Source organism: Leptolyngbya sp. UWPOB_LEPTO1 (assembly GCF_017302695.1).
GTDB classification, from domain to species: Bacteria; Cyanobacteriota; Cyanobacteriia; order Leptolyngbyales; family Leptolyngbyaceae; genus Leptolyngbya; species Leptolyngbya boryana.
Genome location: NZ_JAFLCJ010000010.1, coordinates 25,319 through 51,556, shown reverse-complemented (window position 1 = coordinate 51,556; position 26,238 = coordinate 25,319). Strand labels below are relative to the sequence as shown.

28 protein-coding genes are annotated in these 26,238 nt (G+C 46.6%); 9 read left to right on the top strand and 19 right to left on the bottom strand.

Translation table 11 applies throughout. The annotated features are described in order from the left end of the window. Positions 1-13: 13 nt before the first annotated feature. The 7 genes from J0L70_RS16105 to J0L70_RS16075 all read right to left on the bottom strand — a co-directional run bounded on the left by J0L70_RS16105 (position 14) and on the right by J0L70_RS16075 (position 8,832). A complete protein-coding gene (locus J0L70_RS16105) occupies positions 14-1,009 on the bottom strand; it encodes a class I SAM-dependent methyltransferase (protein WP_017288808.1) in 996 nt (331 codons plus the stop codon). Positions 1,010-1,140: 131 nt separating this feature from the next. Beyond that, positions 1,141-3,060: a putative glycosyltransferase family protein gene (locus J0L70_RS16100; RefSeq protein WP_287455252.1), complete on the bottom strand. Its 1,920-nt coding sequence runs from the start codon at positions 3,058-3,060 to the stop codon at positions 1,141-1,143. A 20-nt stretch (positions 3,061-3,080) separates the two neighbouring features. Continuing rightward, on the bottom strand, positions 3,081-4,427 hold the full coding sequence (locus J0L70_RS16095; RefSeq protein ID WP_287455251.1) for an NAD(P)/FAD-dependent oxidoreductase: 1,347 nt from the start codon (positions 4,425-4,427) through the stop codon (positions 3,081-3,083). Between the two features lie 49 nt (positions 4,428-4,476). Further along, positions 4,477-5,124: an acyltransferase gene (locus tag J0L70_RS16090; RefSeq protein WP_287455250.1), complete on the bottom strand. Its 648-nt coding sequence runs from the start codon at positions 5,122-5,124 to the stop codon at positions 4,477-4,479. Between the two features lie 125 nt (positions 5,125-5,249). After that, the gene (locus tag J0L70_RS16085) at positions 5,250-6,305 is read right to left on the bottom strand and encodes a Gfo/Idh/MocA family protein (RefSeq protein ID WP_017288812.1); all 1,056 of its coding nucleotides are present in this window, start codon (positions 6,303-6,305) and stop codon (positions 5,250-5,252) included. 97 nt (positions 6,306-6,402) lie between these two features. Beyond that, a complete protein-coding gene (locus tag J0L70_RS16080) occupies positions 6,403-7,620 on the bottom strand; it encodes a DegT/DnrJ/EryC1/StrS family aminotransferase (RefSeq protein ID WP_017288813.1) in 1,218 nt (405 codons plus the stop codon). A gap of 96 nt (positions 7,621-7,716) precedes the next feature. After that, positions 7,717-8,832 carry a glycosyltransferase family 2 protein gene (locus tag J0L70_RS16075; protein ID WP_287455249.1) on the bottom strand — a complete coding sequence of 372 codons (1,116 nt, stop codon included), beginning with the start codon at positions 8,830-8,832 and terminating at the stop codon, positions 7,717-7,719. Between the two features lie 1,027 nt (positions 8,833-9,859). Between J0L70_RS16075 and J0L70_RS16070 the strand changes: the two genes are divergently transcribed. Beyond that, positions 9,860-10,498: a hypothetical protein gene (locus J0L70_RS16070; protein ID WP_017288816.1), complete on the top strand. Its 639-nt coding sequence runs from the start codon at positions 9,860-9,862 to the stop codon at positions 10,496-10,498. Between the two features lie 78 nt (positions 10,499-10,576). On the opposite strand, the gene J0L70_RS16065 is transcribed toward J0L70_RS16070, so the two are convergent. The 8 genes from J0L70_RS16065 to gyrA form a co-directional block, all read right to left on the bottom strand. Then, positions 10,577-11,233 carry a Na(+)/H(+) antiporter subunit B gene (locus tag J0L70_RS16065; protein ID WP_287455248.1) on the bottom strand — a complete coding sequence of 219 codons (657 nt, stop codon included), beginning with the start codon at positions 11,231-11,233 and terminating at the stop codon, positions 10,577-10,579. Further along, positions 11,230-11,730 (bottom strand): DUF4040 domain-containing protein, encoded by a 501-nt coding sequence (locus J0L70_RS16060; RefSeq protein ID WP_017288818.1) that lies wholly within the window; start codon positions 11,728-11,730, stop codon positions 11,230-11,232. The genes J0L70_RS16065 and J0L70_RS16060 overlap by 4 nt, the downstream gene beginning before the upstream one ends. Then, on the bottom strand, positions 11,723-12,004 hold the full coding sequence (locus J0L70_RS16055) for a monovalent cation/H(+) antiporter subunit G (protein ID WP_017288819.1): 282 nt from the start codon (positions 12,002-12,004) through the stop codon (positions 11,723-11,725). The genes J0L70_RS16060 and J0L70_RS16055 overlap by 8 nt, the downstream gene beginning before the upstream one ends. After that, complete coding sequence (locus J0L70_RS16050; RefSeq protein WP_017288820.1) at positions 12,001-12,252, bottom strand: hypothetical protein; 252 nt, start codon at positions 12,250-12,252, stop codon at positions 12,001-12,003. Before J0L70_RS16050 ends, J0L70_RS16055 begins: the two co-directional genes overlap by 4 nt. Further along, positions 12,249-12,629 carry a Na+/H+ antiporter subunit E gene (locus J0L70_RS16045; RefSeq protein WP_017288821.1) on the bottom strand — a complete coding sequence of 127 codons (381 nt, stop codon included), beginning with the start codon at positions 12,627-12,629 and terminating at the stop codon, positions 12,249-12,251. Before J0L70_RS16045 ends, J0L70_RS16050 begins: the two co-directional genes overlap by 4 nt. Further along, entirely contained in the window at positions 12,626-14,053 is a 1,428-nt protein-coding gene (locus tag J0L70_RS16040) for a cation:proton antiporter (protein ID WP_287455247.1), read from the bottom strand. Before J0L70_RS16040 ends, J0L70_RS16045 begins: the two co-directional genes overlap by 4 nt. Beyond that, positions 14,050-14,385 carry a cation:proton antiporter subunit C gene (locus tag J0L70_RS16035; protein ID WP_017288823.1) on the bottom strand — a complete coding sequence of 112 codons (336 nt, stop codon included), beginning with the start codon at positions 14,383-14,385 and terminating at the stop codon, positions 14,050-14,052. Before J0L70_RS16035 ends, J0L70_RS16040 begins: the two co-directional genes overlap by 4 nt. Positions 14,386-14,838: 453 nt before the next feature. Beyond that, a complete protein-coding gene (gene gyrA, locus J0L70_RS16030; protein ID WP_287455246.1) occupies positions 14,839-17,415 on the bottom strand; it encodes a DNA gyrase subunit A in 2,577 nt (858 codons plus the stop codon). Positions 17,416-17,573: 158 nt separating this feature from the next. Here gyrA and J0L70_RS16025 point away from each other — a divergent pair, with 158 nt between their 5' ends. Both J0L70_RS16025 and J0L70_RS16020 read left to right on the top strand, forming a co-directional pair. Next, the gene (locus J0L70_RS16025) at positions 17,574-17,972 is read left to right on the top strand and encodes a response regulator (RefSeq protein WP_017288825.1); all 399 of its coding nucleotides are present in this window, start codon (positions 17,574-17,576) and stop codon (positions 17,970-17,972) included. An 11-nt stretch (positions 17,973-17,983) separates the two neighbouring features. After that, the gene (locus J0L70_RS16020) at positions 17,984-18,115 is read left to right on the top strand and encodes a hypothetical protein (RefSeq protein WP_287455245.1); all 132 of its coding nucleotides are present in this window, start codon (positions 17,984-17,986) and stop codon (positions 18,113-18,115) included. A gap of 7 nt (positions 18,116-18,122) precedes the next feature. On the opposite strand, the gene J0L70_RS16015 is transcribed toward J0L70_RS16020, so the two are convergent. From J0L70_RS16015 to sipA, 3 genes are all read right to left on the bottom strand, one after another. Then, positions 18,123-19,427 (bottom strand): DUF58 domain-containing protein, encoded by a 1,305-nt coding sequence (locus tag J0L70_RS16015; RefSeq protein WP_287455244.1) that lies wholly within the window; start codon positions 19,425-19,427, stop codon positions 18,123-18,125. 3 nt (positions 19,428-19,430) lie between these two features. Continuing rightward, entirely contained in the window at positions 19,431-20,381 is a 951-nt protein-coding gene (locus J0L70_RS16010; RefSeq protein ID WP_287455243.1) for an AAA family ATPase, read from the bottom strand. 79 nt (positions 20,382-20,460) lie between these two features. Continuing rightward, on the bottom strand, positions 20,461-20,679 hold the full coding sequence (gene sipA, locus J0L70_RS16005; RefSeq protein WP_017288830.1) for a regulatory protein SipA: 219 nt from the start codon (positions 20,677-20,679) through the stop codon (positions 20,461-20,463). Between the two features lie 173 nt (positions 20,680-20,852). Between sipA and trxB the strand changes: the two genes are divergently transcribed. Then, the gene (gene trxB / locus J0L70_RS16000) at positions 20,853-22,220 is read left to right on the top strand and encodes a thioredoxin-disulfide reductase (protein WP_287455242.1); all 1,368 of its coding nucleotides are present in this window, start codon (positions 20,853-20,855) and stop codon (positions 22,218-22,220) included. Between the two features lie 327 nt (positions 22,221-22,547). Here trxB and scpB read toward each other — a convergent pair whose 3' ends face one another. After that, entirely contained in the window at positions 22,548-23,132 is a 585-nt protein-coding gene (scpB, locus tag J0L70_RS15995) for an SMC-Scp complex subunit ScpB (protein ID WP_287455241.1), read from the bottom strand. Between the two features lie 21 nt (positions 23,133-23,153). Here scpB and J0L70_RS15990 point away from each other — a divergent pair, with 21 nt between their 5' ends. The 5 genes from J0L70_RS15990 to J0L70_RS15970 all read left to right on the top strand — a co-directional run bounded on the left by J0L70_RS15990 (position 23,154) and on the right by J0L70_RS15970 (position 25,976). Further along, complete coding sequence (locus tag J0L70_RS15990) at positions 23,154-23,426, top strand: DUF3285 domain-containing protein (RefSeq protein ID WP_017288834.1); 273 nt, start codon at positions 23,154-23,156, stop codon at positions 23,424-23,426. Further along, a complete protein-coding gene (gene ybeY, locus J0L70_RS15985) occupies positions 23,426-23,920 on the top strand; it encodes an rRNA maturation RNase YbeY (protein ID WP_017288835.1) in 495 nt (164 codons plus the stop codon). Before J0L70_RS15990 ends, ybeY begins: the two co-directional genes overlap by 1 nt. 188 nt (positions 23,921-24,108) lie before the next feature. Then, entirely contained in the window at positions 24,109-24,555 is a 447-nt protein-coding gene (locus J0L70_RS15980) for a diacylglycerol kinase (RefSeq protein WP_017288836.1), read from the top strand. A gap of 54 nt (positions 24,556-24,609) precedes the next feature. Beyond that, the gene (locus J0L70_RS15975) at positions 24,610-25,206 is read left to right on the top strand and encodes an anthranilate synthase component II (protein ID WP_287455240.1); all 597 of its coding nucleotides are present in this window, start codon (positions 24,610-24,612) and stop codon (positions 25,204-25,206) included. Between the two features lie 23 nt (positions 25,207-25,229). Further along, complete coding sequence (locus J0L70_RS15970) at positions 25,230-25,976, top strand: MBL fold metallo-hydrolase (protein ID WP_190652028.1); 747 nt, start codon at positions 25,230-25,232, stop codon at positions 25,974-25,976. Positions 25,977-26,238 lie beyond the last annotated feature (262 nt).

Sequence of the window (26,238 nt, the reverse complement as noted above, 5' to 3'; positions counted from 1 at the left end):
TTAAATCAGCTTATCAAGGCTTTCTCAACACGGCTCTCAGCAAAGCCCCATGACCCATCCGTTGATGAATCATGTCGAAAATCGTAAACACACCGAGCGAGAGGGTAGATTGCAAGCTGAATTGATTGATGAGCCATTTGGGTGCGTTCCAATCGACGAGCGCATTCCGAATCGAATAGACCCAATTGACTGGCGACACGATCGTGGTCATCTGAGCGACTTCGAGATCAACTTTCTGCGCCAGCATTCTTAAATTGGTTGAATTAAACAAATTCCAGTGTCGCGGAAAATGATAGCCGCCCCAGTGGCGGGCTTTTGAGAGTTTGAAATCCAATGTATCGGTGTTGTCGGTCACAATGACAATTCGACCGCCCGGTTTCAGGAGAGATCGCACAGCAGCGAGCACTTCAGCGGGATGATCGACATGCTCGATCGTGGCGATCATGAAAGCTAAATCATAGCTATTTTTGGGCAAGTCTAAGTCCTGAACCATGCCTGAATGAATCTCCAGTCCTTCATTCATTCCTGCTTTGACTGCGAGATCGCTCGGTTCAATTCCTTCAAGCCTCCAAGTGGGCTGTCCAAAATCACGCAGTAAGCGTAGATGAAAGCCATCCCCACAGCCGACATCAATGATTCGAGCATCTTTGCCTAGTCCTTTGCAAGCTGACAGCAATCGCTTTGCTTCTAATCGCTGCCGCACCCGGTAGACAAAGCCAAATCGCTCAGCCGAGAATTCATACGCATGATAGTCACGCGGGTAAATGCGATCGAGTTCGCTGATGTCAGGGCGCGGATTGAGATAGACCAATCCACAGCCACGACACTGCACAGCTAGAAACGTATCGGGACTAGTACGATACTCGAAATCTTCTCCAACTGCTACAGCACTTGCATCATCGACATCGCAAATACAGCACTTCACCCGTGTCATCGCGAGGGGAGCAGTTCCATCAGCACGGCAGGGCGCGCCATAAGGTTGAGGAAAGGTATCAGATAAATCTTTCATGATCTATAAGAGAGCTATTGAACTGAAGAAAGGAGCGCTTGCGGGGCTTCTAAATGATCGATCGTGGCTATCATCTTGCACGCAATTTTATGAGAATTGACGACCTGTAAGCTTGAGGTGAAACGACCGACCTAGGAAGCCGAAGATTTGAAATGCAGACCTGAGCGTTTTGCAATAAGCAATTTCTGAATTCGTCGATTAAACAAAGCGAACCAAGCCATTAATAGACCTCCAGCGCCAAAGCTCAGAACAATGCCAATCCGTTCTTGAGGCAGGGTTTCTAGCTGCACCGCGATCGTATGTTGACCCGGTGGAACTTTAATTTGTAGCAGTCCCTCTGGAGAGGGCTGTATTGGGAGAGAAAGAGAGTTGGTTTCAGCGATCCAAGCTGGATAGTAGAACTGTCTCAGCGTCAACCATTGTTCAGTTTCTAAACTGGTTTGTAAAGTTAGAAACCTGGGTTTCCAGATCGAAGCATTGACTCGATCTTGTGCTTCGATCGTCACCGCAGAGCCAAATTTCTCATCAATCAGTTTTCGCAGATTATCTGTTGTATAAAGCGATGCAGGAACCCATTTTGGGCGATGTAAGACGGCATCTCGCTGAATCTCAAGCTCTGATTTTAGATTGAGAATAGGATAGAGCGATCGTTTCATGACTACGCTGCTAGAAAAGAGCAATACGATCGTTAACAACAGACTGATTGTGGCGAGTTTAGAACTGACAAGGCGCGTCCAGTATAGAACAAATGTTGTTGCGATCGTACACAAAGTCACAATCACAATGAGCAGTACTTTGTTTGCTGCAGTCCAAGTGAAGAACATTTCTCGTACAGGCAGCAAACTTAGAAATGCTAATCCTGCGCCAATTCCAAGAAGGAGCACCGCACTTAAAATTGTTTTGAGGTTCAGTCGAGCAGGCTGAACAGAGGTCGCTGCCAATCCAACTAAAGCCGTTGTCGCAAGCGTCAAAATTGTATTAAATCGCCAAGGGGCTTCGATGATCTGTAGCGGTGGGATTAATTGCCAGACCCAGTTACTTTGAGGGAGGCACATCCAGCATGAAACCAGCGCGATCGCGATCCAAAACAAGCTAGAATGCCGTGTCGAATTCAGCCGATTTGCGATGAAGAATGTCGTCGCTGCCAGCACAAGCATCAGAACACTTGAGATTCCTAGAAATGAAATCACGCCCTGGAAATTCTGCCGAATGCTCTCTGCAAATAAGAAGTTTGTTGTGTAGTCGTAAAACTCGTACTGAGTCGGATCAGCCTTAAGGATAATGAAATCTTTGGTTGTCATCGCTGGAAACCAGTAGATTGCAGCTAATCCGACTGCCAAGATAAAGGCGATGCTGAAAGCGATCGCAATTTTGACTCGCTGCTTTCCGTACCAAAGCAGATAAAGAAATGGGACAGGTGAGAAAATCAGAAAAGTGGGCAAATGCGTCATGATCAAGAGCGCTTGCGCGATCGTGAATCCAATCGCTGCTTTTTTCTGACCCTGAGCCAATTTATGCGTGAAATATAGAATCAACGGTAGCCAGACAAAGCTCCAAAATTCTGCATAAGCAAATCGAACATACAGATCGACTGCTAAATGATAAGGTGCAATCACATAAAAAATTGCGGCAATGAACGCTGCTCTAGCTGGAACCAAACACTGCAACCACAGATAAGCCGTGATCCCCGATGCAGCGAGTCCCAGTAATGCGCCAAAGCTCAACTGATGCCACCCTAGCGGATCAGCCATCCAGACCAATGGACGCAGTAAGCTCGTGAAATAGTAGGGCACTGGGCTATAAAAGAAAAAAGTTGGACTGCCTAATCCTCCATTCAAATTGAGCAACCAACGGGGATATAGTTCTCCAGACCAGAATTGATCCGAAAACTGTTTTGCCCAACGCAGATGAAATGCAGGTAAGTCATGGGCATCGTACACGCCGTAAAACAGCATCGGCAGCATGACTAAAAGCGCGATCGCGACGATCGCCAAGCGATGGATTTGAGTCATCGATTGAGATTGCTTTGCAAGCACAGGCGTTGTTTTCATTGCAACTTTCGGTGTGAGGATTAGGCTCGAACGGCATCGATTGCGAACTGTCGAGAGCGGGTGAGCAATTCCACGGCAGATTTTTCAGCTAGCAGCACTGTCTCATTCACATTCAAGGTTCCATTCGGAATATGAGCAGAGTTAATGATGTGTACGCCTGGAACAGAAGTATGCATCGGCGGTAACTTTTCCGAATAGTTCAAGGTTGAAATCGCAAAGACCTGCCGCACACGCGAGACTCGGAAAGCTACCACATCATTGCGATCGAACTTTGGATACATCAAGACCAGCGTTTGAATAAACTCTTCTTGAATCTCTTCATCGGTTAATCCAAAGGCGGGATCATTGCTAGAGACATACTTCGGTAAGTAAACGAGCGATCGCTGATCAAATTCTGAGCGATCAACGAGAGCGGACATTTCAATGACACCTGTAAACGGAACCCAGGTATCTGTAATATTCGTGACGTAGTAAGATGCTAAGGGCTTTTTCAGCAACAGGGACGCACAGATAATGCCTTGATACTCAACGTTTCTGAGTAAGTCGTATTCCATCGCAGAAAGCCCTTTGCAGACTTGAGCCGCGATCGGAGATGCCATCGTCAGCACCACTTCATCGAAGTGTTCTGTCTGTCCGTTGGTAAATTCAAGTTGAACTTGTCCTTGCTTGCGAATCACGTGGCTCACTCGATGTCCAACTTTCAGCTCAACATTGTGTTCTGAAAGCACTTCAACGAATCGAGAGAGCAATCGTGCATATCCGCCTGGCAAGTAGCCGAACATTTCTTTTTTCAAGCCTGTTCGTCGCGCGGCATACATGCGAGCAATGATCGCCCAAATGAATGAAGCAGAAGCAATGTGATAATTTTCACCGAGCTTCGATCGCAGAAGCGGCAACCAAATTTTTTCAAATGTGCGATCGCCCGATAGTTTTCTCAACCAAGTTGCGACGGGAATCTTTTCTAGCTTTTTCCAGTTTTTGACCTTTGAGGCATACCAGATCGTGAAGCCTAATCGCAACTTATCGATGAATCGTAATGCTGGAAAGCTCAGAAATTCCAGCGTATTCGACATCGAATAGAGCTTGCCATCGGTGAAGAATCCTGTTTTGGTTTCGACCCATTGCATGTCTTGTTCTAAGCCTAGCTCTGTCAGTAGCGATCGAACATGAGTATCCGAGAGCAATGTGACATGATAGTGCCGATCCCAAAGGATGTTGCCTAATCGCCAAGCACTTGCCAGCCCACCAAATTGATGAGCGCTTTCGTATAAAGTAACTTGCTTACCTTGCTGAGCGAGACGGAGTGCGAGGGTCATGCCGAGGATGCCACCGCCTACGATCGCCCATCGTTGTGATGAAACTGACATGAGTATCTTGGGTAGGTGAATGAATGTGGGGAGTGGGGAGTGGGGAGAACTAAGGTGTCAATTCTTCAACGACCCCTTCGCGAATTGCATACTGAAGTCCACAGGTCGGACAATCAATATCTGCGTGAAACGTCTTAAGATCGGCTGGGAAGCGCGTCAATAGCTGACCGCATCGGCACACAGCGCCTACTGAGCGAGCAGGATGTCCGATCGCTAAATGGAAATCTGGAACGGATTTTGTGACTAGCGATCCCATGCCAACCATTGCGAACTGTCCGATCGACAAATCATTTCCGATCGTGCAATTTGCTCCGATCGTGGCTCCTGCTTTCACAAGGGTCGGTAAAGTATGCTCATCTGGATCAGAGGGACGCAGGTGTTTGAGATCAGAGGTCGTCGCTCTGGGAAAACGGTCATTGGTGAACACCGTTCCTGCACTAATCATCACTCCATCTTCGATCGTGACTGCATTGCAGATATACACAAAGGCATTGATCTTGACGCGATCGCCAATCTTCACACCATAAGCAATATAGGTTTTTTCACCAATGATGCATTCTTCGCCAATCTCAGTGTCAAAGCGAATATGAACATTGTCCCAGACTGAACTCCGCGCTCCAATCGAAACATTCGATTCCACGATCGCCGTTGGATGAATACGCACAGAAGGGCTACTAGAATTGATTTGCAGATTCATAGACTCGTTCTAGATTTTTAAACTAAATCCACGCACAGTAGGCTCGATAGTCTCGGTTAAACTTTGTTTAACCCGCAGGTTTGAAATTCACTCTCTTTGCGGGTTGAACAGCCAAACCCCAACCCTTACGATGCGCTAGCAAACGCTTTATCGCCATTGGTCGGCGCAGTCGCGAAGCCTAGCACCTTCAGCGAGTCGTAAGATACACCTGTCCACTGAGTTTGATTCATCGACTTGTAAGCCGCTTCGATCACTTCTACAGACGCAATACTGTCTTGCGGAGTGATCAACAAAGCTTCTTGTCCCAAAATCGCTTTCGAGAAGTTCTCGATTTGGCTCGTAAATGCTTGAACCTTGTCGTATCCGTTGCCAAACTTGATCCACTCAGGACTAGAAGATTGACGATACTTCGACTCTTTCCAACCGATCGAAATCGTTCCTTGAGAACCGTAGATCCGAATGTAGCTATCCAACTCTTTGTTGATACTCCAGGACAGATCCACGTTACCCACAACGCCGCTCGCACTCTTCGCAAAGATTCTCACGGTATCTTCTACATCCAAGCTCTGAATGCGTTTTCCTTCAATCACCTGGACTTCAGCTAGAGCGCCCAAGAAGTAGCGCATAATATCGATCGAGTGGGTTCCGTTATCAATTAACACGCCCCCGCCACTAATCGCAGGCTTCGAGTTCCAACGCGAGGACATATCCACCCGCGAAGTAAACGCATTCTCAAACAAAACAATCTCGCCTAAAACGCCCGACATGACTAAGCTCTTTGCCCGGATCACATCTTCGACATAGCGGAACTTCGATGCCATCGTCAAAATTACGCCGTTGCGCGCCGCAGTATCGACCATCTCGATCGCACTGTTCACATCGACACTCAGCGGCTTCTCACACAGCACATGAATCTTGCGATCTAAGAAGTAGACGGAAATGTCCCGGTGCGTCACAGGGGGTGTACAGATAATCACTGCATCAAGTTCCAAGCTTTCTGCCATCGTCTGATAGCTATCAAAGCTCTGGCAGTTCAATCGTTCTGCAAGCGCCTGTGCTGCCTCGGGTCGAACATCAACAACGGCGACTAATTGCGCGATCGTAGATTTTTCAAACGCCTGTGCATAAGCCTGTGCAATTCCACCTGCTCCAATCAATCCAAACTTCAGCTTCTCAGTCATGACATTTCCTCTTCACAGCTACTGATGTGTATTGATCCGTGGCAAATGTGATTCACCACGGTTCCAATGGCTCTACCGCGTACTTTTCTCGGATGACCTAAGCTAACGACTCATGAATTGCATTCGCAATGTAGTCAATATGCTCGTCGGTATAAGCTTCATTCCAAGGCAGTACCAGTACTGCTTCTAAGCCTGCAAATGTTCCCGGAAACTTCTCAGGGCTATAATCCACCGCCTCAGGACGCGCCAAAGTAAACGGAAAGCGCGAATTCCCAAACGTCCGCTGTTGCTCAAAAATCATGCACTGAAACGCGGGTTTCTGAATGTATCGAGGAGCCGAGAAAATTCCACGCTCTTTGAGTTTCTTCGCTAAACCGACTGCACCATCTGGCACGACCTTGCTATCGACCCGCAAGCAGTACTTCCAGAACACATGCGTATTGCGCTCATCGCAGTAGGGTGTTTCAATTCCTGCCAAGCCTTGCAGCTTTTGTGTCATCTTCTTCGCTGCAATTCGCCGATGTTCCACACAGCCCCAAAGCTTCGACAACTGTGCGACTGCAACTGCGCCTTGAAGTTCACACATCCGCCCATTCAAGGCAATGAAATAGTGATCAGGATTCGGATCGCCATAACCAAATGCTTTATTGATAAACAAGAACATTCGACGTGCTAGAGCATCATCGTTCGTGGTGACAATTCCACCTTCACCTGTCGTGATGTGCTTACCTTGCTGCAGACTAAAGCAACCAATCTTACCAATGGTTCCCACAGGTTTGTCAGCATGGGTTGCGAGAAACGCTTGAGCACAATCTTCGATCACAGGAATGCCACGAGACTCTGCTAATTCCATGATTGCAGTCATGTCACAGGGATTCCCGAACAAATGCGTCACAATAATGGCTTTTGTGCGATCGCTGATGCATTTCTCGATCGTTTCAGCCGTGACGTTCCAAGTTTGCGGATCAACATCTGCAAAGACCGGAATCGCACCTTGATACAGAATGGGGGTCAAAGCACCCATATCCGTGATTGAAGTCGTGATAATCTCATCACCTGGCTCTGGATCAATTGCTGCGATCGCAGTATGGACTGCGCCTGAACCGGAAGAGCAGGCATAAGCATACTTCACGCCTAGCATCTCTGCAAACCGCTTTTCTAGCGTTTTAACAAAGGTTCCTTTCGTGCTTGTCAATGTTCCGCTGCGAATTGCTTCCGACACCAATGCAATTTCTTCTTCGCCTAATGTCCGACCGCTCGCTTCTTGGTCAGAGGGTAGAACTAAACGAGTTTGTTGTTTCGGTGCTTGTACCATGTGTTTTTCTCCTGTACTGCAAGCAATTCCACGGACTCAGCACAAAGCTGAGAAGGCTTTCTACACAAGCCTTGGAACTGCAAATATTTTCAAGACTTACTTTTCGGAATTGCGCTTATAAATCGCGGTGCCTAGATAGAACAGCTCTTCAAAATAGCTCTTGTTCTGTACCGATACGATGCCTAAACTAAAAAGCTGAATTGCGAGCATCAAAGTTGTTCCGCCAATAAAGAAGGTATGCGGAGCCTGAGCGAATGCTAATGCAACTGCTTCTGTCGCATCTGGAAACTGAGTGTCTTGTGCTAAGCGCTGATATTGCGTGAAGCAATGCACCAGCACCCAAGCATTGGCATAGAGCGACATCAGAAAAAAGAGCACGCTTGGGACGATAAAAAATATCACAGGGCGTAGTAGAAAGCCAGAGAAAAAGATTTCCCAAGTATGCCGAAGCAACTTTGCGCTAGAACTCAGGCTCGATTTGCGCTGCGGCTGCTGCGGCTGGCTTTTCTGCATTCTCCAATTCAAATGGGCTGGAATCTCTTCTACTTTCGTTCCAAGTAAAAAGGCTTTGTGAATCAATTCAGGATTGATTTCCATACCATTTGAGCGCAGATTCAGCGATCGCAGAAATTCCGCATCATAAACCCGAACCATTCCGGTCAACGTCGATAAACTGCGCTTGGCTGCGATCGATAAAAATCGATTTGCCCACACACTTAACTCACGCCGTAACCAAGGGACATTTGAAACTCGTCCTCCACTCATATAAGGTGAAGCAACGACAACACCAGCTTGAGTGTCCTGAATCTTTTTCAGCAGCAAGCCGATATGCTCAGGACAATAGCTCAGATCCAGATCAACGACGACGACATAGTCCCCTTTTGCGCCGCTAAACCCGGTCTTTAATGCTTGTCCGAGTCCTCGATTGACGCGATGATGAAGCACTCGGATATTTGAGTGGGTGCGGGCAAATTCTTGAGCTAACCGACCCGTTTCATCGCGACTGCCATCATTCACAATCACAATTTCCCAGTCATACTCCGACTCTAGCGATCGCATGTAGTCGCAGAGAAAAGACAGGTTATCTTGCAGAATCAGTGCTTCATTAAATGCGGGAGCAATCAATGAAACGAGTGGCTTTTGATCGGATGAAGGCACAATCGAATATGGGCTGTGCCGAGTCGATCGCACAGGTGAAAATTGTTCTTGCATTGGAACACACCTATAGACAAATGATTGATGCAGACTCGATGCAGTCTGATCTCATCAGCTAAAAACTTTTAAAAGCATTCAGGTGCTAGAAAAGCAATATCGCTTAAATCTTCTACCTGCGTAGGCAATCTTTTTCTCGAAACCTAACCGAAACGTCCTCAATTCTCAGTGCCTAGCTTTTCTAGTCTCTCTACCTAACTTCTCTCTTCTGCCGTTTTCAATACGAGCAGTACAGATTCACACAGATTCACATTTTCTTAACACGATATCTTAATTGAATGATTTCATCTCAACCGTGCCACACCGAGCCATCTATATAAGTAAACGTATTCAATCAGTAAAGTCAAGCACGCATTTTGCGCTTGAATGGATGCACTGGCTACAAGGGATAACTAACTATCCGGATAACCTAAAGTTCCGTAGAATAAAGGTAGCTCCTCTATTTTTTTGGAGCTAGACACATACACAGAGAGACTCGTATCAAAACTCTCGTCAAAGCTAGAGCGATCGCAGTAAGTTTAGCGCTTGTCCTGCTTAGATGCAGAGTATATTTACTTCTAGTTAGCCTCTGTACAAGAAGCGAGTTAAAGCTTAAACATCACATTGATACTTACCTTGCGAAAAACCACCTCTCTACTGAACTCCGTTATGCGCTCGATCACTCAGACGAAATTAAAGATTTAAGAAAGTAATCAATATTTCCTTACTCGATTAGAACTCATCATCATTGATGAGAAGTCCTTTCAAGGGGAAAATTCGTCTCAATTTTTGGATTGGGCATTCTAGGTTCAACCTCTGAAAAGATATTTGAAAGATTATAAAAAAGCTGTTTCACTTCGATCTGTCTCGCTTTAGGTATTTAACCAGGACTGATGCACGTCTGTGCTATACGAACTGAGCGCTAGTTTTTTGTTTTTGAATCCTTTTAGTGAACTCACTCTGACTTGCAATCTAGAGATGGTTAGCATTCAACGACGATTTTCAAACTATTTTCAGAGAAATCGCTCTATTGTGTCTTGGATTTGACATGTCGTTATCGCCACTTGCCCAATATTGTATTCGGAAACTCTTACGCCAAAGTACCGATAATCTCGCGCAGCTATTCATGCCCAATTCTAGAGCGGCGGGTCTCAGCGAAATGAGCCTGGATAAAATCCTGTCGAACTGGTCATGTCAGCTAAACTCCGAAGGCTCAGAGACGGTAGAACTTGAACTGCTGCTGAAACTCTATCAGCAATTCGAGAAAGCACCTGCTCACTCAGCGAATCTCATTGAAATTAAGCGCCGAATTTTGCAAATTTTGGGCTTTCAAACCTCGCCTATCCTGCCGACCGAGTTTCCTACGATCATCAAACTTGGCTCGACCCAGCAATTTTCTTTCTTCTACAAGGGGCGAATTCAAACCGGGATGCGCTACCAAAACGAGCTATTTGGTGCTGTCAAGACATTTTCTTTAACACATCGATTGCAAGCGTATCAGAACGCTTGGGCACTGTCAGTCGCCAAAGTTCCGATCGTGCTGACATTCAGTACCTCAGAACTGGTCATCTGGATCAATTTACAGTCTCCAACATATGCGGTGTTAGTCCATCAAAATCCAGCTGTGTTCAGTACCGTTTTAACGCTCAATTCCGCTTTACATAAGCGGAAATTCGCGCGCGAGTAACTCTCCTTTAAGCCACAATCCGCACCTAGCAATCCTGAATCGTGAACTCTCTAGCATACAGAAGGTCAAAGTAAACTCTTACAACAATCCCCGATACCGAATGAAGAGCAAAACCACTGCCCAAGACCCTAGCGCAACTTTAATCGCGACTAGAACATTCAGCAATGGCAAAACTCCACCACTGATCAAAGCTCCCGGTTCTCCATGCGGCAACTCATAGCCAGCTAGCGTGATCACTGCCAACACAATGAACACCAAAACCGAAATCTTCTCCCACATCGCAGCTTTCCACTTGTGATACACTGCTTCCAACCATTCTGGCGAAGAAGTAATCGCAATCAGCCCGATCGCTGTTCCACCCGCAACCCCGGCAGCAAATCCGCCCCCAGGACTCAGATGCCCTCGGATGCCCAATTCAATACTGACCAATGCACAGATGGTCGCTCCTAATCTTGCCAACACAATGGAAGCTTGATCCGTAAAATGGTGCACTTTACTGGGCGGCTCATTCGATAAGAGATACTTCGCCCCGAGAATTGAGATTGTAAACACAATCACTTCAAAAATCGTGTCGTAAAGCCGATTTCTAAAAATAATTCCCGAGACTGCATTAATTACACCACTTTCTTTCACCACCGTTTCTGCGATCGAAAACGGCAATTCTGGCGCAGGATTCGGCATAAAAAGAAATTTCACATACAGCGCTAATCCGGCTGCAATGTAGAGCCATTTCATGATTTCTCTCCTTTGTAAGTCAGTTGAGCGAGAGGAAATGCTAGTTCGTTTTGTAAAATTTCATAGAGGCGTGGGATGCGAACTACTGTGTTATAGTTCTCCGAATCGCGCACACAAGTTGCATGAATTTCTTTCGTCATCAATGCTTGATCTAAATCTTGGCGATCGCGAAAGGGTACTAATTCCACTCGCATATAGTGCTTGTTCATGATCGATCGCACATTCTCAATCATTGGTTCCAAATTCTCTTCTGTAAGAATTCCTAGCCGCATGACGAATGACGATCGTACTGCTACTGCGTATAGCATCGTTGCCAGTAAGCTGCCCATCAATGCTTCTGTCAAGCCAACATCTCCCGCTCCTAACACGGCATATAACAAGGCAGCGATAGCCCCTAAAATGCCGCGAATGATCAGTGCATGATAGGGATTTGTTTGAAACACTAACATAGCTGCCACAATTGGCAAGAGCACGGCAATGATATTTACCTCAGTCATAATCCGGTTCCTCACTACTCGAACAGTGAGCCAGCACATAGCCCAACATGGTGTTCCAAATCATCAGACAAAAGAGCGCAAGCAGTAACAATGCCCATCGGTTCGGAATCCTCAGAAACAATCCGAAGATAATCGTCATCGAACCGAGCGTGTCAGCAACGGACAAACTGTGAAGTTTGTAAAGTACCGATCGCTGAGTCGGTAAGGCTAATGTCCCCCAAAACCAGAGAACAATGCCCGCTCCAATCAAAATATCACTGAGAATATTGATCATCCGTCATTCATCCTCTTGAGAATATGTGCGAGCAGCATCATGCCAGCGTTACCCACACTCAAAATGATCACAGCAACAACGCCAATCATCCAATCGTCTCGAAAGACCGCGATCGTTAAAGCAATAATGGCGGTCTTGGATGAGACGCTGGCAAATGCAAGCATCGTTTGCCAAATATCTTCATTCTTCCAAGCTTCGTAGAGCGGAATTAACAATGCAATCAGCATTGCAATCAGCAGGATATTCATGAAGCATCCCTCCGCACTTCATGCACTTCATACCAACCTCTATCATCGTGTTTCGTGACGATCGTTTTCGGTGTGAAGGTAATCAGAAAGATATCGAGAAAAATCATCCGTGGCGATCGATGAGCGGGAACTCGTTCTTTCACTATCGTTTCATGGCGGTGCGGATGCAGCATAATTTCAAACGCTTCTTGATACGCTGCCGGAATCACCATGAGAATTTTTTTCAGCGATCGTAGCCACTCTCTTAAAGTCTCTGGAGCCGTATAGCTCCGAGGTAAGAGAAAGGCAATACAGAGTCCAATCACAATATTTGCTGCACTGAAATCGGCAGTGAGCAAGAACCAGAGAACGAGTCTGACAAGAACATGTCCAATCATGCGAGTGCCATCCAGAACAACAGAATCAAGGTTAAGCCCATCATGCCGACTAGGTGCTCAAACTCTTCAAGCATTCGCGGCAGTTTGACCGTCGCCCGTCGAAAGATCACCCAATATGCCAACCATCCCCCGCCAATCGTGACGAAGGCTTTCACAATGTTTTCGACGGTATAAGCTTGGATATAGGCAATATTCGCGAACAACAAGCCTCCGAGAAGGAGCACGATCGCGGCAATCAATCCCGGACGCACTTTTTCCTCGGTCTTGCCATGTGGCAAAAAGATAAATTTTGCAAAAGAGGTCGCTGTGCCAACGGCACAAACATTCATTGCGATCACTTGCCAAGGCAGTAGATTCTTCAGGGTAAAAACCTTGGCTCCAAATCCTGCCCACAAAGGCGATCCAGAAATCGAAAGACTGGCAATCACCAACGCAATCCAAACCGGGGTCGAAATCGTCTTGGTCTGCAATTCCTTAAAGTTCCGACTGGGCAAATTCCCGGCGAGCAAGAATAGTGAGGATTTCACTAAGCCGTGCGAGAGCGTGTAAAAGCCTGCTGCCTCCGGTGCTGCCAGAATAAATCCCAATTGCGAAACAGTGTGAAATGCTAACATCCGTTTCGTGTCTTTCTCAAAGACCGCATAAAACACTCCTAAAAGCGTTGTTGCGACTCCAAAAATTCGTACGATCGCATCGATATCATCCAAAATCAACGCACATCGCACCAAAGCTAAGAGGCTTGCCTTGACCACGACTCCGGACAATAAGGCAGATACAGGCGTTTCTGCTTCAGAATGTGTCATCGGTAGCCACAAGCCTGAAATGAATACTCCTGCTTTGACCAGTAAGCCTAGAAACAGAAGCGCGACTGCTTCAGGTGGTGCATTCTGCAATCCTGTAAAACTGAAAGAATGATCTGCTTTATAAACCAAAGCTGTCCCAATCAGGTAGAACAGCATGGCGACATTACTGGTAAACAGATAACGCAGCCCGACCCAAATACTGCGATCGGTTCTCGGATAAGCAATTAGCAAAAATGCTGCAATTCCGCTGACTTCTAACGCAATATATAAGCTGAGAAAATCTGAGCAAACAAATGCCGCATTAATGCTGGCGTGTAAGAGCAGCGTTTGCGCGTAAAAAAAGGTTGATTTGCTGGTTTGCCAACAGTAAAATAGCACGGCAATCGTGACGATCGCATTCGTTAAAATAAAGTACGCTGTTAGCGAATCAACCGTTAAGACTACGCCAAAGCTATCTAATAGTTTTAGGTTTAATGCAGGCTCAGTAAATAGTTTCAAAGCATAAGCAACAGAAACTAATGTGCCGAACAATGAAAGCTGTTTATCGAGTTTTGGTACTAAATAAATCACAAACCCGAGAAAGAACGGGAATGTAATCCAGGCAAGTGTAAGAATATTCATGGTGTATTCTGTTTTTCAATTTCGTGACTCTCTAACGTTGGATTTTCTTTGGCTAACTTCATGACACCAACCAGCATGAGTGCCTGAATTGAGAAGCCAATCACAATACCTGTCAAAATCACAGCTTGAGGAACTGGATCAGCAAAAGCTCGTTCTGTTGTTCCAGAGAGAATAGGTGTGAACGTTCCTTGCCGAGCAGCAATCACGACATAGTAAGCAATCACCCCTGCACTCATCACATCCATTGAAATGATTTTCATGACAAGATTCTTTTTCAGAATAATGCCAAAAAAACCGCACAAAACTGTGGCAAAGACACACGCTTCTAGCACGAAATTTTCCTGTTAAAAACTAGGGTGTTCGATCGTAATTTGATCAATAGCGAAAAGTCGTAGCTTTGCACTATTGATTGAATAATATTGATGATCCATTAAAGGATTGATTCGTCTCTATTTGATATTACGAGATAGCTGTCTTAAAAAAAACTTGAAGAGTATAGAAAACCCCATACCTTACCATAGGTTTCATTCGCTTCAAGTCCTTAATAATTGAGTGGATTCGACCCTAACAACTCGAAATTTTCTATATAAAGTCCGACTGAAACCGAAAAGACAAACTCGGCTCTGCTGACCATTGTTCTCTTGCAGGACGAGTCTGGTTTATGTCATCTCGATCAACAAATTGAGCCTTCTGGCACAGGTTCAGCAAGACTTGCCGAACTCGTGCCAGGACAAGTTGGAATAACAATATCGGGAGATTCGGAGCAGCGTTCAATCGAGCGACGATTATTCGTTCTCTTCTTCGCTACCAAACAACACAGGTAGACTCACATGGGTAATCCGTTCTGTTTTCGCCAATTTGACAACTCGATCGCCGCGTTCATCTTTTGCTCTCAGTTCCAAACGATCGACATCGATCCGCGCTAAGTGATTTTCATTTGTCAATAAGAACACTAATGCTTGAGGCAGTACCGCCACGATTCCAGCGACTAAATCAGCCTTATTGTTGAAATGGAACGATTGAGTTCCAAGTTCTCCAGTACTGGCGCGACGCATCGCTGAGACTTCCATATGTTTTGCATAGCCCTGCTCGGAAATCATCAGGAAGGTATCATCTTCGTTCGCGATCGCCCATCCAACAATTCGTTCCTTCTTGCCCACGCGCATTCCCGTTTGACCTTGAGAAGTCCGGCTTGCTACGGGCACCTGCAAATCATTCACTTCAAAGCGTAAGACTCGCCCACTTGAAGTTGCTAACATCACCTGCTCACCTACTTGAACTGGGCTAGCAGCTAAGAGTTGATCCCCTTCTTTGAGTTTCAGTGCGGTCAAGCCTCGTCCGGTAATATCCGCAAATTCAGATAGCGGTAGACGTTTAATCTTGCCTTGCTCGGTTAGAAGTAGAACAAATTGATCGTCTAGAACTTCTGGCAGCATAAAGGTTGCCGCGATCGCATCGGGTTCTGCTTGCGCCGCAGGAGGTAACAACGTCACAAGGGGCGAACCTTTTGCTTTATTGTTATTCGCTTGCGGAATGTCTCGAACTTTCAACGTAAAGGCTTTTCCATTGCGAGTAAAGACAACCAGCGTTTTACCTGTGGTTGTAAAGTCAGTTTGAGTTGCAAAATCATCTCCGTCTTCTAAGTCTTTGGTGACGGTATCATCATTGCGAGTTTTGCTTAAGCGATCGTAGGTTTTCGGGGTCATGCGCCGCACATAGCCCCGCTGAGTTACTTCTACAACGGTATCTTGCTCTTCTTCCTCAAACTCAAAGGCTAAATTGACCGATTTTGCAGCAGTCGTCGCTTCATCTTTATCCTTGACTTCCATCGCTGCAACTTCAGTGGAAGAAAGGATTTTAGTGCGACGATCGTCTCCGTATTTCTTCTTCAATGCGCGTAGATCTTTCTTCAATGCTTTGAGCAATTCTTTACGATCGCTGAGCAGCTTGTGCAACTCATCCATTTTTGCCAGCAGCTCATCATACTCGGTTTGTAAGCTTTGCCGCTCCATTCCGGTGAGCCGACGTAGTGGCATCGACAGAATGGCATCTGCTTGTCGATCGCTCAAGTCTAAGCGCTCTTGCAGTTGAATCTTCGCAGTTCCTCCATCGGGTGCGTTTCTTAAAATATCAATCACGTCATCCAAATTCGCTAGCGCTTTTAAGCGACCTTCGACCACATGAAGCTGGCTATCGGCTTGATCGTATTCATGACGATATTGCCGCGTTAAAGTAGTTTCGCGGAAGTCTAAGAACGCTTGCAGCATTTGTCGGAGGGACATTTGCTTCGGTTGTCCGTTCTCAAGCGCGAGTAAAATTACTCCGAAATTGTTCTGTAAGGGGGTTTGACGATACAGGAAATTGAGAATTTTTTGAGGATTCGCATCGCGACGTAGTTCAATCACGACGCGAATACCTTCGCGATCGCTTTCATCGCGAAGATCACCAATCCCTTCAATTTTGCCAGTGTTGACTAATTCGGCAATCTTCTCAATCAAGCCAGCTTTGTTGACCTGATACGGTAATTCGGTAATGACGATCGCACTTCTACGATGCTTCCCTCGTCCGGTTTGAATTTCTTCTAAGTTTGCAATTCCCCGAATCGGAACACTGCCCCGTCCGGTTAAGTAAGCTTCTCGAATTCCATTCGTATCAATGATTTCCCCACCTGTCGGAAAATCGGGTCCTGGAATCAACTTGAGCAGTTCTTCATCTGAAAGCGTGGGTCGATCGATTAAGGCAATCAATCCTTCGACCACTTCACCCATATTATGCGGCGGAATATTCGTTGCCATTCCAACTGCAATTCCTGAACTCCCATTCAGCAGCAGGATCGGGAGTTGGGCAGGTAAAACGGTTGGCTCTTGCTGTGAATTATCAAAGTTCCCAATAAAATCGACGGTTGATTCGCCAATTTCTGTGAGTAAGGCTTCGTTCCCGATCGCGGAGAGTCGCGTTTCGGTATATCGCATTGCCGCAGGCGGATCGTTATCAACGGAGCCGAAGTTTCCGTGCCCCCCAAGTAGCGGATAGCGGCTGGAAAAATCTTGAACTAATCGAACTAACGCATCATAAACAGCTTGGTCGCCATGCGGGTGATATTTACCGAGTACGTCCCCGACGACACGGGCGCATTTCCGATAAGGACGATCGGGAGTTAATCCCAATTCATGCATTGCGTATAAAATACGACGATGGACAGGTTTTAAACCATCGCGCACATCGGGTAGTGCTCGCCCAACGATGACGCTCATGGCATATTCCAAATAAGACTGCTGCATTTCTGTATGTAACGCAGTCGGGATGACTTGCCCACTTGGAAGAATGTTTAACTGTTCTGATTGAGTTCGCGTCCGCGCCATGAGCCTACTTGTCCTGCTGAATTTTACAAACTATATGCGGAAATGATCGGTTCGGTGATTTAATTTGATCGCTGTCCTGAAAATACTAATACAGTTGCGTTATCTTACAATCGTTTTATTGTGCCGTATCCAGCATCTTGTCGTAAGAGGAATTTGATATGCAAACCGTCCTAATTGTGGAGGATGATCTGACAAATGCTAGAGTCTTTTCCAAAATTCTGACAAAACGCGGAGGTCTAGCGGTCAAACATACTGAAAATGTAGATGAAGTGATTGAGATTGCCCAGTCCGGCGAGGCAGACATTATCCTCATGGATGTCTCTCTCTCTCGTAGTATGTACCAAGGCAAAGCAATGAATGGGATTCAGCTAACTCAGTTGCTCAAGGCAGATGAGAAGACTGCAAGCTTGCCGATCATCTTGGTCACCGCTCACGCCATGGAAGGCGATCGCGAAAATTTCCTCAAGCAAAGTGGTGCAGATGGCTATATCTCGAAGCCAGTCGTCGATCACCAAGCCTTTGTTGATCAGATTATGGAACTGCTGCCGGGGGCGTAGCGGCATAACATTTGCCTCAAAGATTTGCATACATTAGTACTATTTTAGCGCGATTTTGGCAAGACATTGCTGAAAAATCGGGCTTAGGGCTAGAAGATTCACAGTGTCAGCGATCGCATCTTGATCAGGTCTTGATCAAATGAGGTGTCATTAAAGTTGGTTCTTGAGTTTGAGTTGCAGATAGCGATCGACCAATTCATTCGTGATTTGATTTGCAGGCGCATCTAAAACTAAAACGCCTCGCTGTTTCAACGTACTAAACGCCATCTGTCTTTGAGCGATTAAATCCAATGCCACTGCCCTTTCATAGGTTGAAGGCAGATCTTCAGTAACAGTATGAGCTTGTTGATCGACCTGTGGATCGCGCAACGTGACACAGAAGGGTAAGTATCTCGGTGTTAATCTTCCCAATGCTGCAAGCAATTCTGAAGACGCAGTACTGTCAACAATATCGGTAATGACGACGACTAAAGCACGTCGGGTTTGTTGATTGACGAGCGTTGTCACTGCACCGAGATAATCTGGCTCTAGCATCTCGGGCTGAATCGGAGTCAACCGCTCAATCAGATGATTGAGATGAGCTTGCCCGCGTTCCGGTGGAATCCAAGTTTGAACTTGGCGATCGAATACTCCGACTCCGACTCGATCTCCCCGATGCAATCCTGCCAGAGCCAAAGCTAAAGTTGCATTCAGTCCCCAGTCAAATCGCGTCAATGCCTTTACTTGCGAAGTCATTAACCGACCGCGATCGAGCAAAATAATCAACGTTTGCTCTTGTTCTGGTTCCAACACTCGAACTAAAGGTTGTCCGCGTCTCGCTGTTGCTTTCCAATCAATGAAGCGTGGATCATCTCCAATCCCATATTCTCGAAGCTCTGAAAATTCGGTTCCAATTCCCATTCTTCGAGCGCGACGCATTGAGCCAGACGATTCTAGCGTTAGGCGAATTGAGAGCGATCGCAATCCCATCAAATCTGGATAGACAGCGACTTTCTGTTCTTGTGGGATCTGCCAATTGTGCCAAGCTAAACGCCAAGGGCTTAACTGCCGAACTTGAATGTCTTTCCAGATATACTCGCCTCTTTCACTGGGATGAACCGTATAAGAAAGCTGTTGCGAAGTATTTGGAGGTAGCTTTGCCGCTAAAGGCATCGAAGAGATACCAAATGCGATCGGATATTTGTCATAAATCCGCACCTCTGCTGTCTCCTTGCCTGCTTCAACCGAGAGACTGACTAAGTTGTCTCGCCCGATCGATAAGCGCGATGCGACCTGCCGTTCGATCTTGACTCGATGCGGCTTGACGCGCCAGCCATCCCAAATCGTTAAAGCCAAAACAATCAAGTCAAACAGCAACATTCCCAAAATCGCCAAAGCGGGATTAAAGAAGAATGCAATGACCGCGATCGCACCACCCAGCAATAACAATCCGTAAGTTCGACGTGAAGGCAGCATAAGTTAACGAGGCACAGCAACTTGATTGAGGACAGCATTGATCACCGCTTCGACTCCAATCCCGTCTAACTGGGCTTCAGGACGCAGAATCAGACGATGACGCAATAGAGGAAATGCAACAGCTTTAATGTCATCCGGTGTGACATAGCTGCGCCCAGACAGCCAAGCTTGAGCCTTACTGACATTGAGCCACGCGACCGCCGATCGCGGCGATGCTCCTAAAACTAAGTCTGGATGTTGCCGAGTCTTTTGAACCACTGCGAGTAAATAATCCAGAACACTCTCTTCGACTTTGATCGATCGAATTTCCCGTCTCGCCTGCAAAATTTGCTCGACAGATGCAATGGGCTGAATATTATCTAAATCCAATCGCTTACCCTGAAACCCTGCTTGATGATTGAGCAGCATTTTCTTCTCGGCAACCGGATCTGGATAGACCGCCATTAACTTGAATAAAAAGCGATCGAGTTGTGCCTCTGGCAGCGGATACGTGCCTTCAAATTCCAGCGAGTTCTGAGTCGCAATCACCCAGAAGAAATCAGGCAACGGTAAACTCTCACCGTCTAAGGTGACTTGCTGTTCTTCCATTGCTTCGAGCAGTGCTGATTGAGTCTTGGGCGGGGTTCGATTGATTTCATCCGCGAGAAGAATCTCAGTAAAAACGGGTCCTTTTTTCAGTAAAAAGCTGCGGGTATTGAGATCGAAAATATTCGTACCGAGAATGTCAGAAGGCAGAATATCAGGCGTAAGTTGCACACGTCGAAACTGCGATCGCACTAGCCTCGCCATCACTTTGACAGTTAATGTTTTTCCAGTTCCAGGCACGCCTTCTAAGATCACATGACCGCCTGAAAGCAACGCAACCAAAAGCTGCTGGATGAGGGCACTTTGACCAACCACAATCTGATCAAGGCTCTGTCTCAGTTTAGAAAATGTTGTTTGCAGGTCGGACATAGGCGGATGGGGTAACTATGAGCACAACCATCTTAGTGCGGAAGTTTGGGTTTGGATAATTTAATGAGGAGTGGGGAGGTTATTCTGCGTTTGCTTCTAGGTATTGGCTGTCTAGCAGAAATGCTCCTTTCTCGAATCTCACACCCCAGTAGCCACCGGGTCGGCGATCGAGCACAGTTCCTTCATCCCCGACCTGCAAAATATCCGCCGGACGCAGCATCGGCATTGGATCAGCCGACTTCAAATAAGGCGGCAAAGAAATCAAACGAACCTTTGCACCGATCGTAAATTCTTTCATGACACCGAATCTCTGATATCTGCCAATCGAGCATAGCCTTTAAAGCGATCGACATCCTACTTCCCATTCCCTCACTCCCTACTCCCCACCCCTTTTTCCAACAAAATTATTCGATTTCTTCCAAACTTTAGGGTATACTACTCATAGTCGTTATGAGTTTGTGTAAAAGTCTTATGGCAAACCCCACTGTCGAAAATTTAGTCATTATTGGCTCAGGTCCTGCTGGCTATACGGCAGCGATTTATGCAGGACGCGCCAACCTCAAACCCTTAGTTTTTGAAGGTTTTCAGGCGGGCGGGCTTCCAGGAGGTCAGCTAATGACGACAACTGAAGTTGAAAACTTCCCTGGTTTTCCGCAAGGCATCACTGGCCCGCAACTCATGACCCAGATGAAAGCGCAGGCTGAGCGTTGGGGTGCAGAACTGGTTACAGAAGATGTCTTATCTGTTGATTTCTCAACTCGCCCATTCAAGATTCGCGCCGAAACGCGAGAGGTTGAAGCGCACAGTGTCGTAATTGCGACAGGAGCAACCGCAAAACGCTTAGGCTTACCGAGCGAGCATGAATTCTGGAGCCGTGGAATTTCGGCTTGTGCAATCTGTGATGGTGCAACCCCGATCTTTAGAGGTGTCCCTCTCGTGGTGATTGGTGGCGGCGATACTGCTGCCGAGGAAGCAATTTATCTGACAAAGTATGGCGATCATGTGAATCTCTTGGTGCGAAGCGATGTGATGCGCGCTTCAAAAGCGATGCAAGATCGAGTCCTGAGCAATCCTCGCATTACGGTTCACTGGAATTCAGAAGCGATCGATGTTGTCGGCGATGAGAAGCACATGACAGGTGTAAAAATTCGCAATCGTCAAACAGGCGAAGAAAGCATCATCGAAGCGAAAGGCTTGTTCTATGCGATCGGACACACTCCCAATACAGCTTTGTTTAAGGGTCAAATCGAACTCGATGAAGTAGGCTACATCAAAACGCATGGTTCTGTCGAAACCAATTTGGAAGGAGTCTACGCAGCAGGCGACGTGCAAGATCACGAGTTTCGGCAAGCGATTACCGCTGCAGGAACGGGCTGTATGGCAGCGATGTTGGCAGAGCGCTGGTTATCCGCCAATGGCTTAGTGCAAGAATTTGAGCGTATTGAAGCGGATGTTCCCAACGAAGAAAATACGGCGCATCCAGCTTCTGAACAATTGGTCGAATTCAGTTTGGAACATACTCGCCATGTCGGTGGCTTAGCGTTGCGGAAGTTGTATCACGAAAGCGATCGCTTAATCTTGGTCAAGTATGCTTCTCCAAGTTGTGGTCCTTGTCACACGCTCAAGCCAATTTTGAATAAAGTTGTCGATGAGTTCGATGGCAAAATCCACTATGTCGAAATTGACATTGAGGAAGATCCCGAAATTGCAGAAGCAGCGGGCGTGATGGGAACTCCGACCATTCATCTTTTCAAAAATAAAGACAAGGTGGCAGAAGTCAAAGGTGTCAAGCAAAAGAGCCAATATCGCGAATTGATTACCGCTTACATCGCCGATTAAAGACTTGGCATATCAATGCTGAAATTCAAAAGCTCCGGGTTTTTCAAAAAACTCGGAGCTTTTGCGTCTGGTGAAGTCAAAACTCGCTTTAGAGGATGTTTGCAACGTATCAACAGGTTTCTCACTTCGTTCTAGCTCGCCCTGGAATGGAATTCCAAGGCTAACGGTGCTAAGTCCACTAAAGGGACTGAAGATCTGATTCTGCTTGGCTGTTAGTCCCTTTAGTGGACTTTGTTCAACTAGCCCGGAATTCCATTCCAGGGCGGGGGAACGCGATGAACGATACGTTGCAAACATCCTCTCAGAGATGCTTCGATCGTACACATCTCAACCAACAGAACTAACTTCCACCTCATTAGGCTCTTCCAGCACAGAGTTCTCTGAAACTTCCTTCACGGTCTCTGCCGCAACAGATTCCTCGGGTTTCGGCTTCTTCTGAATCAACTGCCCAATATCTTGATTAATCTGAAAATACTGATGGAACTTATCTGTCACCTGCACCAACGACGATCGACCATCTGAATTTTTCCGTTTCCGCACAAATCCCAATTCCACCAGTTCAGGAATATGTTGATAGACTCCTGATCCCCGAATCTCAACTAATTCTGTTTGGCTGATTGGACCTTTCAGGGCAATCACCGCCAAAGTCCTCAGCGCCCCAACTCCCAAATCTGCTGGAATCAGCGCATTAATCAAATTCTGATACGTTTCGCGAAGTTGCAAACTATATCCTGAATCTGTTTCAGCGATTTCCAGTGCCCCGTCGCGGTGAGCATAATCCGACATCAACTCCATCAATCCCTCTTCGGTGGTTTGCCGATCGAATCCTGCTAATTCAGCGAGTTGCGCGATCGTCATCGGTTGCGCTTTGAGATAAAGAATTGCTTCAAGCGTAGTGGTCAGACGAGTCATGAGAATCGCATCAGAAAAAGAATGACTAATAGAGTAGCAAACTTCAGCAAAGGCGCTGAACTTGTTACATTAGAAATTGCCTTTCATCATGTATCAGTTCTCATGACGGATCTTCCCGAAACCCCAACTTCTGAGACCCCAATTTCTGAAACCCCAAAAGAGCCGCAGCCTAGCTACGTCAAACTGGCAATGCGGAATATGGTTCGCAAACGCGGGACATCGATTTTTCACTTTGCCCTCACCACGATTGGCTTATTGGGCACGCTTGTCGTTCTTTCTTATTTGACCCGCTAATGCAAGTCGAATTAAGCGTTCAGGATTGCTGTCCTCAAAACTCGTCCATTCAGCCCGAAACCTGGGAAATTTGGTTTCGGCAGTGGCTTGATCTCCTAAAACCTGAACTCGATGGAGCGCCGCTTCATCCCCAGGAAAATTATGAACTGAGCTTACGATTAACCGACGATCGCGAAATTCAGTCTCTCAACCAAAACTATCGCCACAAAGATCAGCCAACTGACGTACTCGCCTTCGCATCCCTAGAGGTAGACTGTCCACAGATTGATGAATTAGAGACAGAACCGCTTTATTTAGGGGATATTGTCATTTCGGTTGAAACTGCCGAACGACAAGCCGCTCCCCACAATTTAGAAACGGAACTGGCTTGGCTTGCTGCGCATGGACTGCTTCACCTTCTTGGGTGGGATCATCCCGACGATGCAAGTTTGCTACGAATGTTAGATCAGCAGCAGATTTTACTGAATGCAGTGGGATTGGACGCAAAACGGTAGAAAATGTTGAGAAATGCAACCCAGGACTATTCTCTCTGAGCAATTGTATTTTTCAGATTTATTTTCTCAGGTCGAGCTTTACCTTTCCTAACAATGTTGTAATACTGTGTTTACTGTGATCTGATGCGATAGCCGCGCCATGAGGGTATTGCTAAAGTATCTTCACTGGTTTCTCACCTGGTCTGCGTATGTCTCAAGAAGTCCCCACTCAGTCCCCAAAACGTCCCAAAGTCGTCCCTCTGGTCAAACCTGAACGGGATCTGGCTTGGCAAGTTGCACCTACTCTCTTCACGAGCTTTCGCTATGCCTGGATGGGGGTCAGCTATGCATTTCTGACTCAGCGAAATTTCAGAATTCATGTCTGTTTGGGATCAATCGCGATCGGATTAGGGTTGCTTCTCCATGCCAGCGTCGTTGAACTGGCTGTGATTGGTTTAACAATCGGCTTAGTTCTCGCGATGGAATTATTGAATACTGCGATAGAATCTGTGGTCGATTTAACCGTTAAACAGACCTATCACGAACTCGCAAAAATCGCCAAAGACTGTGCAGCAGCAGCGGTTTTAGTGTCAGCGATCGCAGCAGTTTTAGTCGCAGGCTGCATTTTATTGCCAAAACTTTGGTTAGTCTTGTAGGTAATTTTCTAGAATTTCTGAGAAACTGAAAAGACTGATTCAAGGCAGTCTTTCATGATTCTGGTCATTGATAATTACGACAGTTTTACGTATAACCTCGTCCAATACTTGGGAGAATTGGGCGAAGAATTCGCGATCGCATCTGACATCCAGGTCTATCGCAACGATCAAATTACACTGGATCAAGTGCGCGCATTACAACCGGATGCGATCGTCATTTCACCCGGACCCGGACGACCTGAAGATGCCGGAATCTCGATGGAACTCATTCGGCAATTGGGAGCCAACACTCCGATCTTAGGCGTTTGTCTGGGACATCAAAGTATTGGGCAAGTTTTTGGCGGCGAGATTGTATCCGCGCCTGTATTAATGCATGGCAAGACTTCGGAAGTGAAGCATACAGATACCGGAGTGTTTGAAGGACTCGACAATCCGATGACCGCAACTCGGTATCATAGTCTGGTGATTGATCGATCGAGTTGTCCATCAGTGCTAGAGATTACGGCTTGGGTCGAGGATCAAACGATTATGGGCGTTCGCCATCGCGAGTATCCGCATATTCAAGGGGTGCAGTTTCATCCAGAAAGCGTGTTGACAAGTTCTGGCAAGCAACTGTTACGGAACTTTTTGCGATCGATTCAAGGTCAATAATTCAAAACTTGGTGTGAGGGAGTATGAAACGCAGGCAGTTTATTCAGTACGCAGGTGCGGGCTTGGTTGCGGGCGCAGTTCCAATTGCAGCGCAAGCACAGTCGGGCGGATTAACCGTGCAGTATCTAGGTCATATGTGTTTCCTGTTTACCGGGGGTGGAAGGCGCATCTTAGTGAATCCTTTCCGAAGTGCAGGCTGTACTGCTGGCTATCGCGCACCGAAGGTTGCAGCTGATTTAGTCATGATTAGTAGCCAAATTCTCGATGAGGGTGCGATCGATGTTGTGCCTGGGAATCCAAAGCTATTAGTGGAATCAGGTGCCTATGACATTAACGGATTCAAAGCGCAGGGAATTGCAATGGATCACGATCGCGTCGGTGGAAAACGATTTGGTCGTAATATCGCTTGGCGTTGGTCGCAGGGTGGTCTGAATGTGGTGCATTTAGGTGGGGCTGCGGCTCCGATCACGTTAGAGCAAAAGATTTTGATTGGCAGTCCAGATGTCGTGTTTCTGCCTGTTGGGGGCGGAGCGAAAGCGTATGACCCACAAGAGGCAAAACAGGCATTGCAGGTCCTGAATGCCAAGATCATCGTGCCCATGTACTACCGGACGGCAGCAGCAAAAGAACAGTGTGATATTGGCGGATTGGATGCGTTTCTGAGCGTGATGAGTGGGACGCCTGTGAGAAAGGGCGGAAGCTCAATTTCCTTAACTAAGGCAAACTTGCCGAAGGAGGGATCGGTGATTCAGGTTATGACTTACGCCTAACGAATTTAGGGAGTTCGCGCTCCGCATCTACTCTGGGATTTTCACCTTGCACGATTGAGCTATTTAGTTAGACTTCCTGCATAAATCATTGCGCCTTGGCGAATGGAATTCGCGGCTAAACGAACAAAGTGTGCGAAGGCACACTAACAGCCCTTTTCGCGGTTAGTCCACAGCGGTGGACTTTGTTTGTATAGCACCGAATTCTATTCGGAGGGCATTCTCAATGGCTCGACAACTTGAGTCAATTCTGATCGCTGAATCT

Bases quoted from the DNA above. Each gene is read 5' to 3' on its own strand.
- J0L70_RS16080 (WP_017288813.1), bottom strand. From the start codon at position 7,620: ATGGTACAAGCACCGAAACAACAAACTCGTTTAGTTCTACCCTCTGAC.
- J0L70_RS16015 (WP_287455244.1), bottom strand. From the start codon at position 19,427: ATGCTGCCTTCACGTCGAACTTACGGATTGTTATTGCTGGGTGGTGCG.
- J0L70_RS16100 (WP_287455252.1), bottom strand. From the start codon at position 3,060: ATGAAAACAACGCCTGTGCTTGCAAAGCAATCTCAATCGATGACTCAA.
- J0L70_RS16050 (WP_017288820.1), bottom strand. From the start codon at position 12,252: ATGAATATCCTGCTGATTGCAATGCTGATTGCATTGTTAATTCCGCTC.
- gyrA (WP_287455246.1), bottom strand. From the start codon at position 17,415: ATGGCGCGGACGCGAACTCAATCAGAACAGTTAAACATTCTTCCAAGT.
- J0L70_RS15975 (WP_287455240.1), top strand. From the start codon at position 24,610: ATGATTCTGGTCATTGATAATTACGACAGTTTTACGTATAACCTCGTC.
- J0L70_RS16055 (WP_017288819.1), bottom strand. From the start codon at position 12,004: ATGATCAATATTCTCAGTGATATTTTGATTGGAGCGGGCATTGTTCTC.
- J0L70_RS16095 (WP_287455251.1), bottom strand. From the start codon at position 4,427: ATGTCAGTTTCATCACAACGATGGGCGATCGTAGGCGGTGGCATCCTC.
- J0L70_RS16025 (WP_017288825.1), top strand. From the start codon at position 17,574: ATGCAAACCGTCCTAATTGTGGAGGATGATCTGACAAATGCTAGAGTC.
- J0L70_RS16085 (WP_017288812.1), bottom strand. From the start codon at position 6,305: ATGACTGAGAAGCTGAAGTTTGGATTGATTGGAGCAGGTGGAATTGCA.
- scpB (WP_287455241.1), bottom strand. From the start codon at position 23,132: ATGACTCGTCTGACCACTACGCTTGAAGCAATTCTTTATCTCAAAGCG.
- J0L70_RS16045 (WP_017288821.1), bottom strand. From the start codon at position 12,629: ATGATTGGACATGTTCTTGTCAGACTCGTTCTCTGGTTCTTGCTCACT.
- sipA (WP_017288830.1), bottom strand. From the start codon at position 20,679: ATGAAAGAATTTACGATCGGTGCAAAGGTTCGTTTGATTTCTTTGCCG.
- J0L70_RS16090 (WP_287455250.1), bottom strand. From the start codon at position 5,124: ATGAATCTGCAAATCAATTCTAGTAGCCCTTCTGTGCGTATTCATCCA.
- J0L70_RS15970 (WP_190652028.1), top strand. From the start codon at position 25,230: ATGAAACGCAGGCAGTTTATTCAGTACGCAGGTGCGGGCTTGGTTGCG.
- J0L70_RS16105 (WP_017288808.1), bottom strand. From the start codon at position 1,009: ATGAAAGATTTATCTGATACCTTTCCTCAACCTTATGGCGCGCCCTGC.
- J0L70_RS16065 (WP_287455248.1), bottom strand. From the start codon at position 11,233: ATGAAATGGCTCTACATTGCAGCCGGATTAGCGCTGTATGTGAAATTT.
- J0L70_RS16040 (WP_287455247.1), bottom strand. From the start codon at position 14,053: ATGAATATTCTTACACTTGCCTGGATTACATTCCCGTTCTTTCTCGGG.
- J0L70_RS15990 (WP_017288834.1), top strand. From the start codon at position 23,154: ATGACTAATAGAGTAGCAAACTTCAGCAAAGGCGCTGAACTTGTTACA.
- J0L70_RS16010 (WP_287455243.1), bottom strand. From the start codon at position 20,381: ATGTCCGACCTGCAAACAACATTTTCTAAACTGAGACAGAGCCTTGAT.
- J0L70_RS15980 (WP_017288836.1), top strand. From the start codon at position 24,109: ATGTCTCAAGAAGTCCCCACTCAGTCCCCAAAACGTCCCAAAGTCGTC.
- J0L70_RS16070 (WP_017288816.1), top strand. From the start codon at position 9,860: ATGTCGTTATCGCCACTTGCCCAATATTGTATTCGGAAACTCTTACGC.
- ybeY (WP_017288835.1), top strand. From the start codon at position 23,426: ATGCAAGTCGAATTAAGCGTTCAGGATTGCTGTCCTCAAAACTCGTCC.
- J0L70_RS16060 (WP_017288818.1), bottom strand. From the start codon at position 11,730: ATGACTGAGGTAAATATCATTGCCGTGCTCTTGCCAATTGTGGCAGCT.
- trxB (WP_287455242.1), top strand. From the start codon at position 20,853: ATGGCAAACCCCACTGTCGAAAATTTAGTCATTATTGGCTCAGGTCCT.
- J0L70_RS16075 (WP_287455249.1), bottom strand. From the start codon at position 8,832: ATGCAAGAACAATTTTCACCTGTGCGATCGACTCGGCACAGCCCATAT.